Origin of the sequence: Bacillus sp. FSL H7-0578 (assembly GCF_038630855.1) — a bacterium.
Classification (GTDB): domain Bacteria; phylum Bacillota; class Bacilli; order Bacillales; family Bacillaceae; genus Bacillus; species Bacillus safensis.
In genome coordinates this window covers 223,281-241,790 of sequence record NZ_CP152045.1, presented here as the reverse complement: position 1 = coordinate 241,790, position 18,510 = coordinate 223,281, and the positions used below count along the sequence as shown (strand labels likewise).

At 43.9% G+C, this 18,510-nt stretch carries 16 protein-coding genes; 8 read left to right on the top strand and 8 right to left on the bottom strand.

The window, feature by feature from the left end; translation table 11 throughout:
• Positions 1-109: 109 nt before the first annotated feature.
• Genes MHB41_RS01370 through MHB41_RS01345 form a run of 6 tightly spaced genes read left to right on the top strand, consistent with a single transcriptional unit; the run spans position 110 to position 7,597 of the window.
• Complete coding sequence (locus MHB41_RS01370) at positions 110-568, top strand: PTS sugar transporter subunit IIA (RefSeq protein ID WP_217008862.1); 459 nt, start codon at positions 110-112, stop codon at positions 566-568.
• On the top strand, positions 565-894 hold the full coding sequence (locus MHB41_RS01365) for a fructose PTS transporter subunit IIB (RefSeq protein ID WP_024424400.1): 330 nt from the start codon (positions 565-567) through the stop codon (positions 892-894). Before MHB41_RS01370 ends, MHB41_RS01365 begins: the two co-directional genes overlap by 4 nt.
• Before the next feature lie 35 nt (positions 895-929).
• Positions 930-2,048 (top strand): PTS fructose transporter subunit IIC, encoded by a 1,119-nt coding sequence (locus MHB41_RS01360; RefSeq protein WP_065215390.1) that lies wholly within the window; start codon positions 930-932, stop codon positions 2,046-2,048.
• A gap of 28 nt (positions 2,049-2,076) precedes the next feature.
• Positions 2,077-4,740, top strand: coding sequence for a mannosylglycerate hydrolase (mngB, locus tag MHB41_RS01355; protein ID WP_340899467.1), 2,664 nt, complete (start codon positions 2,077-2,079; stop codon positions 4,738-4,740).
• A gap of 56 nt (positions 4,741-4,796) precedes the next feature.
• Positions 4,797-5,681: an ROK family protein gene (locus MHB41_RS01350; protein ID WP_098677757.1), complete on the top strand. Its 885-nt coding sequence runs from the start codon at positions 4,797-4,799 to the stop codon at positions 5,679-5,681.
• Complete coding sequence (locus MHB41_RS01345) at positions 5,678-7,597, top strand: PTS sugar transporter subunit IIA (RefSeq protein WP_217008859.1); 1,920 nt, start codon at positions 5,678-5,680, stop codon at positions 7,595-7,597. The genes MHB41_RS01350 and MHB41_RS01345 overlap by 4 nt, the downstream gene beginning before the upstream one ends.
• Positions 7,598-7,654: 57 nt before the next feature.
• On the opposite strand, the gene arr is transcribed toward MHB41_RS01345, so the two are convergent.
• From arr to MHB41_RS01320, 5 genes are all read right to left on the bottom strand, one after another.
• Complete coding sequence (gene arr, locus MHB41_RS01340; protein WP_217008858.1) at positions 7,655-8,071, bottom strand: NAD(+)--rifampin ADP-ribosyltransferase; 417 nt, start codon at positions 8,069-8,071, stop codon at positions 7,655-7,657.
• Between the two features lie 111 nt (positions 8,072-8,182).
• Positions 8,183-8,395, bottom strand: a complete 213-nt coding sequence (locus MHB41_RS01335) for a hypothetical protein (RefSeq protein ID WP_326133447.1) — start codon at positions 8,393-8,395, stop codon at positions 8,183-8,185.
• A gap of 155 nt (positions 8,396-8,550) precedes the next feature.
• Positions 8,551-9,972: a glycoside hydrolase family 1 protein gene (locus tag MHB41_RS01330; protein ID WP_044333462.1), complete on the bottom strand. Its 1,422-nt coding sequence runs from the start codon at positions 9,970-9,972 to the stop codon at positions 8,551-8,553.
• Between the two features lie 19 nt (positions 9,973-9,991).
• On the bottom strand, positions 9,992-11,848 hold the full coding sequence (locus MHB41_RS01325) for a beta-glucoside-specific PTS transporter subunit IIABC (RefSeq protein ID WP_340899469.1): 1,857 nt from the start codon (positions 11,846-11,848) through the stop codon (positions 9,992-9,994).
• Positions 11,849-12,083: 235 nt separating this feature from the next.
• Positions 12,084-12,920 carry a PRD domain-containing protein gene (locus MHB41_RS01320; protein WP_024424409.1) on the bottom strand — a complete coding sequence of 279 codons (837 nt, stop codon included), beginning with the start codon at positions 12,918-12,920 and terminating at the stop codon, positions 12,084-12,086.
• Positions 12,921-13,105: 185 nt separating this feature from the next.
• Here MHB41_RS01320 and MHB41_RS01315 point away from each other — a divergent pair, with 185 nt between their 5' ends.
• Complete coding sequence (locus tag MHB41_RS01315; protein WP_144496773.1) at positions 13,106-13,306, top strand: hypothetical protein; 201 nt, start codon at positions 13,106-13,108, stop codon at positions 13,304-13,306.
• 35 nt (positions 13,307-13,341) lie between these two features.
• Here the strand turns inward: MHB41_RS01315 and MHB41_RS01310 are convergent, their stop codons facing one another.
• The gene (locus tag MHB41_RS01310; RefSeq protein WP_340899471.1) at positions 13,342-14,961 is read right to left on the bottom strand and encodes an APC family permease; all 1,620 of its coding nucleotides are present in this window, start codon (positions 14,959-14,961) and stop codon (positions 13,342-13,344) included.
• Between the two features lie 342 nt (positions 14,962-15,303).
• Positions 15,304-16,272 (bottom strand): rhodanese-related sulfurtransferase, encoded by a 969-nt coding sequence (locus MHB41_RS01305; RefSeq protein WP_039176148.1) that lies wholly within the window; start codon positions 16,270-16,272, stop codon positions 15,304-15,306.
• 197 nt (positions 16,273-16,469) lie between these two features.
• On the opposite strand from MHB41_RS01305, the gene MHB41_RS01300 reads away from it, so the two are divergent.
• Positions 16,470-17,552 (top strand): iron-containing alcohol dehydrogenase family protein, encoded by a 1,083-nt coding sequence (locus tag MHB41_RS01300; RefSeq protein ID WP_101676995.1) that lies wholly within the window; start codon positions 16,470-16,472, stop codon positions 17,550-17,552.
• A gap of 51 nt (positions 17,553-17,603) precedes the next feature.
• Here the strand turns inward: MHB41_RS01300 and MHB41_RS01295 are convergent, their stop codons facing one another.
• Positions 17,604-18,431 carry an aldo/keto reductase gene (locus MHB41_RS01295; protein WP_034283114.1) on the bottom strand — a complete coding sequence of 276 codons (828 nt, stop codon included), beginning with the start codon at positions 18,429-18,431 and terminating at the stop codon, positions 17,604-17,606.
• Positions 18,432-18,510: the final 79 nt, after the last annotated feature.

Here is an 18,510-nt window from a genome sequence, read left to right as displayed (position 1 = left end):
TCATAAACTTTTTGCCATTTCAAACGGAAAATGATGCTATTTAACCATGCGGAAAAGTACATTACAATCAACTTGTAAGCGCTTAACAAACAAGAGAGAAGGGATCAGCTTGTTCCAAAAAGATCATGTTTTCACACAAGTAAACGAACGATCAAAGAATGAGATTTTACAATACATTTCCGAGAAAGCTGAAGACCTTCAGATTACAAACAATCAGGCGGGGCTATTAGCAGATTTGTTGACACGCGAAGACGAAGTCTCAACAGGACTTCAGCAAGGCTTCGCCATTCCACATACAAAAAGCTCCGCTGTACAAACGGCTTCACTTCTTTTTTTAGAACTTGAACAACCCATTGAATGGGGAAGCTTCGACGATTTGCCCACAAGCTATTTATTTACACTGCTCGTTCCACTAGAAGAAGCTAATGTCACACATCTGAAATTACTGTCAGGTATTGCGACCAGTCTAATGGAACCTGCTTTTATCGAGAAGATTCAACCAGGTCAAACAGCTGATTACTATTACGACGTCATTGAACAACAATTGAAAGAGGGGATTACACAATGAAAATTGTCGGTGTCACTTCATGTCCAGCAGGGTTAGCTCATACTCCAATGGCAGCCAAAGCGTTAGAAAATGCAGGTAAACAACTCGGACACGAGATCAAAATCGAACAGCAGGGGATTATGGGACAGGTGAACGGCATTACAGCAGAGGAAGCACAGCAGGCAGACCTATGCATCATTGCCTCAAATCAGCATATCAACGATGCGGAACGCTTCTCAGGCATTCCCACTGTACGTGTCGAGATCGGACGTGCCTTAAAAAATGCCGAGCAAATTATCACCAAAGCTGTAGCACTTGTTGAAAAGAAAAAGTCTGAATCTCAATAAACATGAGCAATGCCATATAGAAAGGAGCAAAGAAAATGAAAGCAAAATTAAAAGTCATTGAAGGCCATCTTATGACCGGTATTTCTTATATTCTTCCTGTAATCATCGGCGCCTCACTAATCGTTGGTTTAGCAAAACTGGTCGGATTAGGGTTTGGCGTTTCAGATTTAAACCCCTATAAGGATGCTGGCGGCATACTGCACGGCGCCTATTTAATGGAGCAGGTCGGCTGGACAGGTATTGGCTTAATGAACGTCCTGCTTGCTGGATTTATCGCCTATTCCATAGCGGATAAATCAGGCCTTGCAGCCGGTTTTATCGGCGGTGCCCTCGCCAGCTCAACCAATGCTGGATTTATTGGTGCCGTCATTGCAGGCTTCTTCGCAGGATATGTTGCTCTTTTTGTAAAAAGAAAAATTCAAATTCAAGGATCTGCAGCCGGGCTCGTCCCTCTGCTCATCCTGCCGCTCATTACCGTTGGCTTAACCGGACTTCTTATGTCAGTTCTGCTGGGCGGACCATTAGGCGCTTTGAACACGGCATTAATTGAATGGATTAAAGGTATGGTCGCTGATGGAACAAGCACACTCGCGCTCGCTCTCATTTTAGGGGCGATGATTGGATTCGATCTTGGCGGACCGGTGAATAAATCAGCGTGGATGGCTGGTAACGCCCTCTTCCTATCAGGTGTCTACCTCCCTGCCATTCTCGTCAATATTGCGATTGTCATTCCACCGCTTGGATACGGGCTTGCGACATTGATTCGAAAACGCAACTTCTCCCCAACCTTTAGAGAAGCCGGACGAGGCGGCCTTGTCATGGGGATTATCGGTATTACGGAAGGGGCGATCCCTTTTACCCTCGTCAATCCTTTGAAATTGATTCCGCTCAATGTTGTCGCATGTGCTGCTGGAAGCGGGGTCGCTGCATTATTAGGAGTTCATGACATCATGCCGCCAATTGGCGGGCTATACGGCTTCTTCTCAGTCGGAAACTGGTGGGCTTATTTAATCGGAGCCCTTACTGGCGCACTTGTCATCGGTATTGGCGCCAACCTGCTTGTGAATTTCTCTGAGAAAAAAGAGCCAAAAACGCCGGAACATGATCAGAAGCAGAAAGAAGAAGACGATTTTGACCTTGTGCTAGAAGGATAATTTGAACGAAGAAAGGTGTCGTTGATCAATGACTGTCAATGTACATGTGATTCCACATACTCACTGGGACCGGGAATGGTATTTCACCACCTCCCGCTCCCGTATTTACTTAATGAAAAGCGTAATGGACATCTTAGATACCCTTGAAACAGATGAAAGGTTCCATTACTTCATGCTCGATGCCCAAGCTTCCTTATTAGATGATTATTTGAAATGGCGTCCAGAGGATGAGAATCGAATCAAAAAGCTTGTCACAGCGAAACGTCTCATCATCGGCCCATGGTATACCCAAACCGACCAGCTCGTCATTTCAGGTGAATCGATTGTGCGGAACCTGCAATATGGGATTGAACGCTGTCAGCAGTTCGGCCACGTGATGAAAGTCGGCTATGTCCCTGATTCCTTCGGTCAATCCGCACAAATGCCTCAAATTTATCGCGGCTTCGGCATTGTCGATACGGCATTTTGGCGCGGCGTTTCTGACCATATGACGAACCATACTGAATTCAATTGGCGCGGTGCTGACGGCAGTGAAGTCTTTGCTGTGAATCTGCCATTCGGCTACTACTACGGTGGAAATATCCCTGAGAAAGATGAGGACTTACAAGCCTTTTTATCTGAAAAGATTGGTGCGCTGCAAGCAAAGGCAACCACAAAGAATGTCTATTTCCCGAATGGCTTTGACCAAGCACCCATCCGTAAAAACCTGCCTGACTTATTAGAAAAAGCCAATGAACTTGACAAGCACCACTATCAAATCAGCAGCTTAGAAGATTATATTGCAGCAGTAAAAAAAGAGCGGACATCTTTCGAGACATTACACGGAGAGCTCATTCATGCGAAGCATATGCGGATTCATAAATCTATCTTTTCAACACGAGCGGATTTAAAAATCTTAAACAACCAAATTGAAAACTATCTCGTGAATGTGATGGAGCCCATCCTCACGATTAGCTATTCGCTTGGACACGACTATCCGCATGATACGGTTCGTGATATTTGGTACCTCATGTTTGAAAATGCAGCGCATGACAGCATTGGCGGCTGTAATAGTGACACGACAAACCAAGATGTCTTCTTCCGCTACAAGCAGGCAAAGGAAATCGCCGAGAATCTTGTGGACTTGCACATGCGTCTCATCACAATTCGACTGCAAACAGAGCAAGAAATCACATTCACGTTGTTCAATACACTGCCTTCAAAGCGTTCTGAAGTCATTGAAGTCGAAACCTTTATCACGGAACGTCCATTTACGCTAAAGGATGCAAATGGACGAACGCTTCAGTACACAGTGAAAAGCAAAACCGATGTCACAGATTATGTGCTGGCACAGCAAATTTCTCTTAACCCAAGTAAAGAAGTGTACATGCCAAAGCAAGTATGGAAAGCCATTCTGCTGATTGAAGCCATCAACTTACCGTCAGTTGGTTATACACAGGTCAGCATGGTCTTCGATGAATCAAGCGAATCGGCATGGGAACAAACTGAAGGACGAGTGATTGAAAATACGTATTACCGCATTGCGGCAAATGGCAACGGATCACTGGACATCACAGATAAGCAAACTGGCCGGACATTCTCTGAGCAAATGATCTTTGAAGACAACGGAGATGATGGGGATTCCTACAACTATTCCCCCCCTCGTGAGGACCTGTATGTGTCATCCAAGGATCTTTCATCAGCAGACATCTCAGTGGCTAAAAGCGGCCTGCAGCAAGAGCTGACCATCAAGCTTCAGCTCACTGTCCCTTACGACCTAGAGGAGCGCTCTAAGCAATTGGCTGGGACTTCACTTCAGATCACAGCGAAGGTGGCATTAAACAAAGACGATGCTGTCATCCGTTTTCATGTAGATGTGGACAACCATGCGTTAGATCATCGCCTGCGCGTTCTTTTTGATACAGGCATCGCATCAAACGTATCACTGAGCGATCAACAGTTTGGTACAATCGAACGCCCAACAGAGCTAACACAAGAGCTTGAATGGTGGAACAATGAACATTGGGAAGAAAAACCGATCACCATTGAACCGATGCAATCCTTTGTCGCACTTCGTGATGAAGCATATGGTGCCGCTCTGTTGACCGACTGCGTGAGAGAATATCAGATCACAGGAGAAGGCTATACAACGATTGCATATACGCTCTTCCGCTGTTTCGGGAAAATGGGGAAAGAAAACCTTCTTTACCGTCCAGGACGCGCATCTGGGGAAAAAATTGTGGATACGCCTGACGCTCAGCTGCAAGGTGCACTGTCATTCACATTTGGTATGCACTATAGCAAGGATGCAGTCAGCGAGGGACACCTAGCGCAGCTTGCCAAACGGTATACCACACCTGTTCAATGCTACGAGCGGGCAGACTTTTTAAACGGTCGTTTAATTTTCTCTTTCCGAGATGAAAAAGAAGACTTACAATCTACTTATAGCCTGCTTGACATCGAGACAGATGGAGCCATTCTAAGCGCTCTGAAAAAAGAAGAGCACGGAACAGGCATTGTCATTCGTCTCTTCAATCCATATTTAACGCGTCAAACAGCCGCTTCAATCAATAGTTCATCTCTACAACACGGAGAAACAGCGAATTTAGGAGAAACACCTGAAGGACATATACTCAAAGCACAACATGGATCATTACACATTGAACCGCTTACACCTTGTCAGGTACAAACCTACATTGTAAAGAAAAAATGAACATGTAGGGGCGGGATCCAATGGATTCCGCCCCTCTTTAATGGAGGGCATTGATCATGCGAATTGGAGGCATTGAAGCAGGCGGAACGAAATTTGTCTGCGGCTACGGAACTACAGACGGAACGATTGAACACATGACTTCCTTTGCAACAGGGAATCCAGATGAAACATGCCGGCAAGTGATCGATTACTTTACAAAGCATCGTGTCGATGCCATTGGAATTGGGGCATTCGGGCCTGTCGATGTGAAAGAGCAAAGCCCAAGCTACGGGACGATTTTAGACACACCAAAAACAGCCTGGCGCCAATTCCCTTTCCTCTCTACCTTAAAACAAGCCCTCGGAACCCCGATGAAGCTTGATACCGATGTAAACTGTGCAGCACTCGGAGAAGCCCGTTTTTCAACTGAAGCAGAAAAGCCTGCCTCCTTGGTCTATATTACTGTTGGGACTGGAATAGGCGGCGGTGCCTATATTGAACATCGCCTGATTCACGGATTGCTGCATCCAGAAATGGGTCATATCACCGTTCAGCGGCATCCTCATGACACTTACGGAGGCTGCTGCCCTATACATCATGACTGTTTAGAGGGACTGGCATCTGGACCTGCCATAGAAGGACGCTATCATACACTGGCACCCATGCTGCCAGAGGATCATCCTGCTTGGTCACTTCATGCTTACTATCTCGGGCAAATGACCGCTAACCTGCTGCTCACCCTTTCACCAGAACGCATCATTCTAGGTGGAGGTGTGATGAAACAGCCGGCTATGCTGCCGCTTATTCTTGATGAAACAGACAAGCGGCTTCGCGGCTATTTGCAGCTGCCAAAGCCTTTACAAGAAATTATCACAAAACCATCCTTTGATGGATTATCTGGTTTAATGGGCGCCATCGCTCTTGGAACTGATGCCTTGCAGGCGCAAGGAGCCGCGCAATGATGATGACGGCAGATCCTCGAACCTATCAGCTGATTCAGCGGCTTTTTGAAACGAAGGGGTTCGTGAAGCTGGAGGAGCTCACTTCCTCTTTTCGCTTATCTGACCGCTCTATCCGCAATTTAATCAAGGAAGCAAATGAGTATTTAAAGGAAGCAGGAGCCATGATTAAAACGATCCGAGGAAAGGGATATACTCTTTTAACGAGTGATCAAGACGCTTTCTTACTTTGGCTTCATCAGCAAAAGCTTCCTGCCCGCTCTCTTGTCCCCGTCATGCCAGAAGAGCGTGTACGATTTATGATGAGAAAGCTGCTGCTTCAATCAGATTACTTAAAAATTGACCAGCTGGCTGAAGAACTGTTTATCAGCCGCATGACGGTCAGCAGTGATTTAAAAAAAGGACGAGAGATGTTAGCCCGTTACGGCATGACCCTTGTGTCAAAGCCTGGATTTGGCTTAAAGATTGAAGGAGATGAGCTGCAAAAAAGAACGTGCTATGCAGACTTACTTCTTGAAGAAGAGCCTGCTCTCTCTCATATCACCGAGCGGGAGCAGCTCCATTTTCCTGATATATCTCTTGAAACCATTCGATCTATTGTGTTGACGAACCTGCATCAAGAGTCATTGCTCATTAAAGACATTGCCTTAAAAAATTTAGTCATTCACTTAGCCATTGCGATTCAGCAAACACGAAAAAACCAGCGGATATCCGCCAGTACCGTCCGCACACAAAGATTACCAGTTTTGATGAGAATTGCACAAAAAATCATACAGCAGTTGAGTGACACTTTTTATGTGACCTTATCAGAGGATGAAACAGATTACTTAGTCATGCATCTATTGGCGAACCAAACGTGGAAAGAAGCCGCCCAGCATCAGACGACAGTGGAAGTTCAACAGGCGGTTACAGTCTTTCTACAGCACATTGAAAAAACAAGCGGCCATCGTTTTGCTGATGACAGCATCCTGCAGCAAGACTTGATGCTTCATATGAAGCCGTTATTAAATCGCATCCAATATGGCGTATCATTACAAAATCCGCTTTTGCATGAGATCAAATCATCCTATCCTTACCCGTTTGATTTGGCTGTCAGCGGACTAAATGCCTTACAGCTGGTGCGGACGCCAAATGAAGATGAAGCGGCATATGTTGCCCTGCATATCGCTGCTTCAATTGAAAGAAGTCAGCTCGACACCTCGCAAAAAAAGAAAGCTATTATCGTATGCGGGTCTGGACTAGGGACGGCCAGACTGCTTGAAATTAAATTGAAGGCAGCCTTTCAGCACGAGCTTGACATCGTTGAGCTCTATTCCTATCAGGATTATCTCATGAGCACCTCTTTGCCGTGTGACGTCATCATCACAACCGTTCCACTCACATCAAAGGGGAAACCAGTCATTCAGGTCAGCGCCTTTTTTGAACATCATGATATACAGCGTGTGAATGAAGTCATTCATTTATTAAATGGGCACGGGGCACCCTCAAAAGAGCTGATGGCGTTTTTTCAAGAGCGATTGACTTTCATGAATACTGATCTAAGCAGCAAGGATGAGGTATTAGATATATTATGCAGCCGTTTAGAGGCGCATCAGCTAGTATCGTCTTCTTTTCGGCCCTCGGTGCTTGAGCGTGAGCAAATGTCGTCTACCTATCTTGGCAGCGGCATTGCAATGCCGCACCCGCTTATCACAAATGAAGGCACCTCCTCTGTAGCCATCGCACACTTAAAACAGCCAATTGACTGGCGTGGAGACCAAGTTTCACTTGTCTTTTTATTAGCGATTCATAAGGATGACGCTGCCTGCATGAACCAATTCTTTGAACAGGCCGTCGATTTACTAGACAATCCAGACCGCATTCACTCCCTCAAGCAAGCCAACACATTTGATGAGCTGATGGATGCGTTGTTCCAATAAGATCAAACAAAAGGCCGCCCAGTTCATGAGGCGGCCTTTTTATTTAGATATACATCATCAATCGTAGATGACATTTTTTCCTTCTTCACTTAATTTTTTTAGGGAGCTCAACATATGATTGATTTCTTCATCGGAATGTCTTTCCCAAGAACCTAATTCTGCGACTATTTTCAACGGAGATTTCGATCGATAAGAACGTGTTGGGTTGCCGGGAAATCTTTTATCAGTCACATTTGGATCATTTTCAAACTCGCCTAACGGTTCTACAATATAAATTCTTTCTTTCGCATCAGACCTAGCTAATTCAGCACCCCATTTGGCCGCGTTTAGTGTTCCGGTGAAATAGATATGGTTCGATTTTTTATCCTGATAATTGGATAAATAAAGCGGTTCAAGCAGATCTCCAATCTTCAATTCCGCTTTTGTCCCATGAAAAAACGGCCCGGGATCTAACACCTTTTGCTTGTCATTCATACAGCCACACCCCTTATCGTTTTTGACGTGCGTATAACAGTATACGGCCTGATCTGGGCGAGAAACAGTCTATAAATTTCATTAAATTCGGGGTATAATGATAGTAGAGAGTTAGATGTGAACAGACATAAGTACTGTAAATAAAAACGGAAATTTCGCATTCACACCAACAATGACGAAAACAAGAATACCTTCCACAGCTGACAGTATCACAATCAATCTATGGTTCATTGGATATTCCTTCGCAATTAATTTCTGTCCTATATAATTCAAACCATAAAAAATCAAAAACAATGTGAAGAACATAAAAAAAATCGTCATCATATAAACAATCCCTTTCTGATAATGGATTTTTATCCAATTTTTACAATATATCATCAGACTATCATGTTAGAACAACTCGAACAATATGATCTTGCCAATAAAGTGAACAGAAAAAAAGCCAACCACCCGCATAAGGTGATTGGCTTTTTCATCATTTACTTCCCGATGTTGTCTCCATTTTGCTGAATCAAGGTTTCATACCAATAAGAGCTCTTTTTGCGAATTCTTTTGAGGTCTTTTAGGTCAAATTCGTCGCGATTGACATAGATGAACCCGTAGCGCTTGGAGCATCCTTGGTGTGTGCTGATTAAGTCGATGGCTGACCACGGGCAGTATCCGAATACCTCGACGCCGTCTGTGATCGCCCATTTGATTTGCTCGATATGTTTTTCTAAATAATCAATTCGATAATCATCCTGAATTGATCCATCTTCTTCTAACTTGTCGAAAGCACCCAATCCGTTTTCCGTGATAATAAGCGGCAGCTGATAGCGGTCATAAATCTCGCGCATCGTTGAACGGAAGCCGACAGGGTCAATCTCCCAGCCAAACGCATTTTTGCTTAAGAATGGGTTGTTGCCGCCTTTGTAGACGCCATCTTCACCGGATTTCAAATGCTGATCTCCGCCGCGTGCAAATTCGTCGTTGCCATCTCCTTTACTCGCTTCAACCGTTTGAGAAGTGTAGTAGTTAAAGGCAATGAAGTCTGGCTTCGCGCTTTTCAATATATCCATATCTCCCTCTTCGATGACAGGAAGAATGTCTTTTTCTTTCATGTACGCCCAAGCAAGGTTGTTATAACGGCCGAACACCGCCATATCAAGATAAAGCCAGTTTCGGATCGCATTGTAATTCGCCGCAGCAAGCACATCTTCAGGCTTTGGAGAAGCCGGATAAATGAGCGCGATGTTTGGCGCTGGTCCAATTTTCGCTTCAGGCAGCATTTGATGACAAAGCGTCATGGCTTTTGCCTGTGCAACGAGCATATGATGATTCTGCTGATACAGTTCTTTTTTCGGATTTTCTAAATTTGGATCAAGTGTACCGAGCGCTGATCCATGTAAGATCATCATGTTTTGTTCATTAATGGTCAGCCAATAGTTTACCTTCTGACCATACTCCTTGAATAGCACCTCTGCATAGCGTTCAAACGCATCCACTGTCCCGCGGTTAGACCACCCGCCCTTTACTTGAAGCGCATGAGGCAGATCAAAATGATACATTGTCACGATTGGTTCAATGTCATAGCGGCGCAATTCATCGATGAGAGAATGATAGAATTCAATCCCCTTTTGATTGATCTCCCCATCTCCATCTGGAATGATCCGTGTCCACGCAATGGAAAAGCGATAAGCCTTCAAGCCCATTTCCGCAAACATCTTCACATCCTCTTTATAACGGTGATAGTGATCGCTTGCGACTTTAAAATCCGTTGTCCCTTCAGGATAACTTGCTCTCATGTCAATGACAGAAGGCCCCTTGCCATCCTCGTTCCACGCACCTTCTACCTGATAGGCGGAAGTAGATCCGCCCCAGAAAAAGTCTTTTGGAAATGATGCTAGTGTTGAATATCTCATGATTTCTTCCTCCTCTTGATTAAACTAGATGTAAAAATGATTGCCCTGGTGTGATTTGTTTCTCTTCTGTTTCAATGATATCGCTAAACTCACCTGAATTGGTAATAATCACTGGTGTTGTGACTGACAGGCCTGAAGCTTGGATGGCTTCTATGTCAAACTCAGCAAGCAGTTCGCCTTCTGTGATGGTTTGCCCCTGAACAACCTTCGGGGTAAAATGCTTTCCACCTAATTGTACGGTATCCAGTCCAATGTGAATGAGTACTTCTGCTCCGCTTTCAGAGGTTAGACCATACGCATGGCCTGTTGGGAAAACCGTTGTCACAACTCCTGATACTGGTGCAAACAGCTTGCCTTCTGATGGAATGATGGCTGCGCCCTTTCCTAGTGCACCAGATGAGAATGCTTTATCCTGCACTTCCTCCAGCTTGATGACCTCGCCCTTTAAAGGACTTTTCACATGAGCGGCTTTGACCCCATGTTCGTTTTCAATTACCGGTGCAGAAGCGGCCGGCGTTTCATCTTCATCTACTGGATCTTTAAATCCAATCAAATAAGTTAAGATGATAGAAAGGACAAACGAGACCGAAATTCCGATGATGAACCCTGTAAATCCTTGACCGTAGAAAATCGGCAGTGTCAGTAAACTTGGAAGGCCTGACGCAATTGCAATACTTTGTGAATAACCGATAATCGCACCGCCGACCCCAGCAGAGATAACGGCTGCAATAAATGGTTTTTTCAAACGAAGCGTGACCCCGTATACAGCTGGCTCTGTGATCCCAAACACAGCAGAAACTGCTGTCGATCCAGCCAGTGATTTCAGTTTTTTATTCTTTGTTTTCAGCATAACACCGATGGAAGCACCGGCTTGTGAAAATACAGCTGGCGCAGTGGCCGGCTTGATATGATCTTTCCCATGGACTGCGATATTATTTAAAATCACTGGCACAAGTCCCCAATGGATACCGAAGATGACAAGAATCTGCCAAGCCATCGCAATTAAAGCACCTGCAAGTGTAGGACTAAAGGAGAAGACTTTCAGCAAAACAGCTGCAATGCCATTTCCTGCATACACACCAAATGGTCCAAATACGATGAGTGTCAGCGGAACAACCGTGACAAGCAAAATCAGTGGAGTAATAAAGTTTTTGACACTTTCATGAATGACTTTATTAAAGAAACGTTCGATATATCCCATGACAAACACTGCCAAAATGATTGGGATGACCGTAGATGTATAAGACATTAAGACGACTGGAATCCCGAAGAATGTCACATCTCCGCCGCCTTTTGACAATTCTTGAATGGTTGGGTAAATCAGTGCACCTGCTATCGTCACAGCGACAAACGGATTCGCTTTAAACTTCCTAGCAGAAGTGAATGCGAGCAATAATGGCAGGAAGTAGAACAAGCTGTCAGATGCAGCAAATAAAATTTGATACGACGTATCTTCAGGAGATAACCATTTCGCATTGATACAGATGCCTAAGAGACCTTTTAAAATACCTGCACCCGCCATGACACCGAGAAGTGGTGTGAAAATCCCCGATACAATGTCGACGAATTTCCCGAAAAGGCTTGTGCTCTCTTCACCTGATTTTACAGATGAAGCAGCGGAATCCTCTAATAGATTCGTAAACTCTCCAATTTCTCGATATACCTCTGGTACGGTATTGCCAATGACCACTTGAAATTGGCCGCCGCTTTCCATAACGGTAACGACGCCATTTAATTTTTCAATGGCCGCTTTATCTGCTTTTGATCTGTCATTTAAGGTGAAACGAAGCCTTGTGGCGCAATGCACCAATGAATGAACGTTTTTCTCTGTGCCAATGTGTTTGATAATGTCTTCTGCTAACTGACGATAGCTCATGCAAAAACCCCCTTTTTTTCAAAAAAATACGTTTTTGGGCAAAATAAAAACCTAAACGGGCACCAAAAATAGTCGCAGCTTGCTGTTGCGCTTTTTCAGTGAACGTTTAGGTTTTGCCTGCCGAACAGTCACAATCCTCTAAGACGATCATTGTGAAACCGTATTCTTTTATGTTTATGAGCAAATAGTACCACTCACCTTTTCTCATGTCAACGCTTTCTTTTAAAATCTATCTTTATTTTTCTCGTTTGATCAGTCGATTCAAATGAATTGATAGATACAGCATCTCCTCTGATGTGAGATCCCGGTGATAGGTTTGATAGACATATTCTGCGATTTTCTTTGCGCAATCGTATGCTTTCGGATATTTCACTTTGATGAGCTGATATAAGTCCTGATCTTCGCTGACAAGGAGTGTTTCATTGATCAGACGCTGGACGAAAAAGCGCAAATGCGTGAGAAAACGATAGAAGTTGAGTGAGTCCTCATCAAATTCCATGTTGAGGTGATATTTCACAATGGTGAGAATGGCATTGACTTCCTTTGTGATATTGACCGTCGTATTCATATCCTCATTGAGCTCTGCGTTAATGATATGCATGGCAATAAAACCCGCTTCATCCTCAGGCAGTTCAATATGAAGACGCTCTTCAATCATCTCAAGACAGTCCTTTGCCACAAGAAATTCATCTTTGTATAAGCGTTTAATCTCCCAAATAAGCGAATTCTCAATCAGATGATTTTTCTTCAGCCGTTCGATGGCGTAATGAATATGGTCTGCCAGCGATACATGCAGACTTTCGTTTAATCTTCGGTTCAGCTTTGTATGTGCATATTGGATCATTTCCTCGGTCACCTTGACCACATCATACGGAACCTCTTGAAGCAGCATTTTCATCCGCTCGTGAACGGAATGATCCTCCAAGCGGAAGACTTTATCAATCAACGATTCGTCCACCGGGTCCCCGGGACGTCGCTGGAAAGCGATGCCTCTCCCCATGACAACGATTTCTTTTCCATGTTCATCTATGACACTAATGACATTATTGTTTAGAACCTTTTGAATCTGCATTTCCAAACACCTCCGTCTATGACCAACAACTTTACTCAAAATATGCTCTCATCTTAACACAATTGTCAAATCACTTGGTGCTTTTATCTGACTTTTGCAATAGATTTCACCATGATTCTACCCTTTCATAGATGGTCTGTTCCTTCAATTGCCTGCATACAATACTCCTGAGGAGGTGACCTTCTGTGAAATCTTTTTTCTGGTCTGCATCATTTTTATTCTTGCTCATGTTTACCCTCATCATTCTAGGCATCGTGTTCTGGCTGAGTGGACAAGGCTTAGGCCAGCTTTGGAGATATGTGCTCATTTCACTTGTCACAGCGGCCGTTTTGCGCGGCGTCACCACTTGGCTGAAACGGCATGTGATGCATCATTCAGCCAAATAAAAACGGCTGCCCGGAATGTTCAGGCAGCCGTTTCTTTATTCTTTGGTTGCTGCAGCTTCTTTCTGAGAAGCACGCAGCTCATCATTGATTTTTTTCGCATCCTCTAAAAACTCTGTTTCATATCCACTTTTGAGTGCCCACATATAAAATAGCAGAGCTACCACCGTAATCAGTGCCATGTCCCAGCCATAATGAATGATGTTATAACCGCCGAATTTATCACTGCCAAGACAGGAAATCGTCATCATCACAAGCAGGTACACAACCATCCAAGCACCCGCCTTAAAGTTGCGGCCGAAGCCTTTCCACTTCGCTTTTGCTTGATAGTAAAAATAGATAGGAAGACCAATGAGAATAATGAACAGCACCTGACCTGTTAACGGCCATCTTGCCCAATACAGCGTCAATGAGGCAAAGACAAAACCGAGAGGAGCAATGATGCTAAGTCCTTTTATTCGGAGCGGTCGATATAAATCTGTCCCTGTCTTTCTCAGCGTCATGACGGTCACTGGTCCAGTCAGATAAGAAATGAGTGTAGCGACCGAGATAATTTCAGCAAGTACACCCCAGCCTCTAAATAAAAACAGAAAGATAAACGATACGGCTAAGTTAAAAAACATTGCTGGACGAGGCACGCCGTAAATAGGGTGCAGACGGCCAAGCACACTTGGCATGTATTTGTTTTTTTCCATTCCATAAATCATACGAGACGTCGTTGCGGTATACGTAATTCCTGTACCAGAAGGCGACACAAACGCATCCGCATATAAAATCAGAACAAGCCAGTTAATACCAAGCGCAATGGCAAGGTCCGCAAATGGCGAGTTGAAATTCAAATAACCCCATCCATTCACGATCATAGATGGATCAACAGCACCGATAAAGGCGACTTGTAAAAGGACATAAATCACAGTCGCAATGAAAATCGATCCGACAATGGCAATTGGAATCGACCGGCCTGGATTTTTTGCCTCACCGGCCATGTTAATCGGGCTTTGGAAGCCATTGAAAGCAAACACAATCCCAGATGTCGCAACAGCTGTCAGCACACTCGCCCAGCCATTAGGGGCAATACTTGTTCCAGAAGTAAAATTCTCACTATGAAAACCTACGAATAAGAGCGCACCAATTGTTAATCCTGGAATGACAATTTTAAACACGGTAATGAATGTATTTGCTTTTGAAAATAACCCAACTGTCCAATAATTAAGCAGAAAGTAAATCACAAGAAGCACACTGGCAACCATAAGACCTTCTGTCGTCAATACCCCTTTTGTAACCAAATGAGATGTCCACTTTGCCCATTCCCAAGGCCAAGAGCTCATGTACTGGACGGAAGCAACCGCCTCAACAGGTATCACCGAGACAATGGCGATCCAGTTCGCCCAAGCTGCAATAAACCCAATAAAAGATCCGTGTGAATATTGCGTATATTTCACCATTCCGCCTGCCTCTGGAAACATCGATCCGAGTTCACTATAAGACAAAGCGATAAATAAAATCACAACCATCCCAATCAACCAGGATAAAATAGCAGCAGGACCGGCGATTTGAGCAGCACGCCAAGCACCGAAGAGCCATCCTGAACCAATGATTGAGCCAAGACCTACCATCATTAAAGCGAAAGTTCCCATCCTACGATGCAAATGATTCATGTTCATAACACCTTTCGATTAAAATACAGAGCATGTGTCAAGCAAGCGTCTTTCTTTCAAAGCAGCTCACTTTTCATTTTACTGGCAAATATTTCTTCTAATGAACCTTTACTCTTGTTCATTTTTTCGCCTGTTATATTATCTCTCAATTCTTCATTTTCTGAAATAGTCGAACATGCTTATTTCAAAAGAAAGCGCTTTTTTACCTGTTCAATCTATTAGACTGAATAACTACCTTTACCCTTATTTTGAAAAAAACAAAACAAAAAAGATAGAGGAAATGACTTCCTCTCCCTTCTAACCCACGCCATGTAAAGAAAAAAAGGATAAAGGGGGTTCCCTCTATCCTTGTGAAATCGCTTGTTCTTTTTCAATAACAGCTAGTCTTTCTTGAACTTCTTCTTCAGATAAATTGTGCTGTTTCACATACAGGTTCCGTTCGCTTGTGCGGCATTCATGACTGCAGCTGCGCATATACTTATGCTCACTCTCTTCAGTGGCAATCATCTTACGGTTACATGCAGGGTTCGCACAGTTCACATAACGCTCGCAAGGCTCACCAGTGAAGAAATCTTTTCCGACAACCACATGCTCTGTTTGATTCACTGGTACTGTTAAGCGATTATCAAATACATAGCATTGACCGTCCCATAGCTTCCCTTGTACTTCTGGGTCTTTTCCGTAAGTGACAATTCCGCCGTCGAGCTGAGAGACATCTTCAAAGCCTTCACGCTTTAACCAGCCTGAAAACTTCTCACAGCGTACGCCGCCTGTGCAATAAGTCAGGATTTTTTTGCCTTCAAGAATCTCTTTATTGTCACGAATCCACTCAGGTAATTCACGGAATGTCTCAATATCAGGACGAACTGCCCCTCTGAAGTGCCCAACATCAAACTCGTAATCATTACGCGCATCAATCACAACAGTATCAGGTGATTGCATTTGCTCGTAAAATTCAACCGGGCTAAGATGTTTCCCCGTTAATTCCAACGGATTCACATCATCCTCAAGGCTGAGGTTCACTAGTTCATTCCGATGACGGACATGCATTTTTTTAAACGCATGACCATCTGCTTCGTCAATTTTGATCGGCATAGACGCAAAGCGCGGATCTTCTTTTAACGCTTGCATGTACTTGTCCGTTTGCTCAATAGTTCCAGAAACCGTTCCGTTCAAGCCTTCTGCTGATACGAGGATACGGCCTAACAAACCAAGCTCCTTACAGAATGCTAAATGCTCTGCTGTAAACGTCTCTGGGTCCTCAATGGGGACATATTGATAGTAAAGTAAAACGCGATATTGTTTTTCCATCTATATAAACACCTCTTAAATTTAATCAAAACATACCATTCTTTATCATACAGGAAATACATACCTAAAGGCAATGTCGGCGGCTCAATTCCATAAAACGGAAGGGCCTTTCTTCTCATATATTTGACTATTTGACAGAACTTTCTGTAAAATGAGATGATTTATGAACAATATGATGTGTAAAGGAGCAATGATCCATGATCCAGCCAGAAGATATTGTCAGAAGCGGCCCTAACCAATTTATTTCTCAAAAGGGAATCTATCATGAACTTGAATCCCTTGTTTCTCCTTTTCAGTCACCTGCTGTAGTGACAGGATATGATTCATACCAAGCTTTTTCACAATACACAAAGCTGCCGTCCGAGTGGCCTTTCATTCAGCACAAAGGATACAGTTCACCTAATGCGGTCACACAGATCGCAGAAGAGCTTAACGGGTCAGATGTGATCATCGGCATCGGGGGCGGAACGATTTTAGATACCGCAAAATCAGTTGCAGACGCTCTTGAAATCGAAGTCATCATGGTGCCAACGATTCCCGGCACATGTGCTGCGTCTACACCTCTCAGCGTCATTTATGATGACAAAGGAAACTTCATGAGAGTTGATTATCATAAACGATCCAGCTACCTCACCTTAATTGATCATACTTTTTTGCTTTCCTCTCCTCTTTCCTACTTTCAAAGCGGAATTGGTGATACGCTGGCAAAATGGTATGAAGCAGAAGCGATTATTCGTAACACAAAAGGCGCCTTGCCGCTCATGGTACATGCAGCACTAAAGCAGGCGGTATATGTTCGAGACATTCTTCTTTCTCATAGTGAAGAAGCTGTCAACAGCTTAAAAACAGGTCAGCTTTCCCAAGCATTCGCGGATGTGACAGATACGATTATTACGTTAGCAGGAACAGTCGGCGGCTATGGGGGACGCTATGGAAGAATGGCAGGAGCCCATGCCGTTCATAATGGATTGACATTTATTGAAGAAACGCATCATGTGTTACATGGACAAAAAGTAGCTTATGGCATCCTCGTCCAGCTTGCCGCAGAAAACCGAATGTCCGAGGTTGAGGAATTACTTGAACTCTACAAAACTCTCGGATTACCTAGAAATATGCGCGATCTTGGTATGACAACTCAACTGGAAGAAGCGGCCCTTACGGTAGCAAACCATGCGGCACGTAAAGATGAAACCTTTTGTTTAATTGGAGACTATTCTAAAGAACAGATTGTTGACGCCATTCAAATCATTGAGACCTATCACCCCCAAAAATCTGTCTAAAGATGAGGGAAATAAAAAAGCACAGGCATCGCACCTGTGCTTTTCTTTCGATTAAAAATCAAAGTTATCTGGATCTGGACCTGTGCGCTCATCTTCATTGAGCTGATCAATGACACCCATCTCACGTGCGGACAGCTCGAAATCAAAAACTTGTGTGTTTTCGATGATTCGGCTCTTCGTCACAGATTTTGGAATGGTGATAATGCCATGCTGCAAGTCCCAGCGAAGAATCACTTGCGCTACTGACTTGTCATGTTTTTTCGCGATATCCTGGAGAACAGGATGGTTTAGAAGCTTCCCGCTGCCTAATGGCGACCACGCCTCTACATGAATTCCTTTCGATTTGCAGTAGTCTCGTAAAGGCTCCTGCGTCAGCTTCGGATGCAGCTCGATTTGATTCACCATTGGCACAACTTCTGCCTCTTCCAATAAATCCTCTAAATGATGCTGATGGAAATTACACACTCCGATCGCTCGAACGCGTCCATCCTTATATAGTTTCTCTAGCGCTTTCCATGTTTCTTTATATTTGCCTTCAACTGGCCAATGAATTAAATAAAGATCTAATACATCTAATCCCAGCTTGTTCATACTTGTTTCAAAGGCTTCGAGTGTTGATTCATAGCCTTGATCATTATTCCAGACCTTTGTCGTAATGAATAGATCATCGCGCGAGATACCTGATTGCTGAATGGCTTTGCCTACCCCTTCTTCATTTTGATAGGCGGCTGCTGTATCAATGCTGCGGTAGCCCGCTTCAAGAGCGTCTTTGACTGCATTTACAGCCTCATCTCCATCTTTTACCTGCCATACACCAAAGCCTAGCTTCGGCATTTTTACTCCGTTTGCTAATGTGACTGTATCTGTTAATCCACTCATCAAACAAACCTCCGCTTCCTTTTTACTTACCAAGCACTATACCCGAATTTTCGATTGATCATGCATGACATTCTGGCTG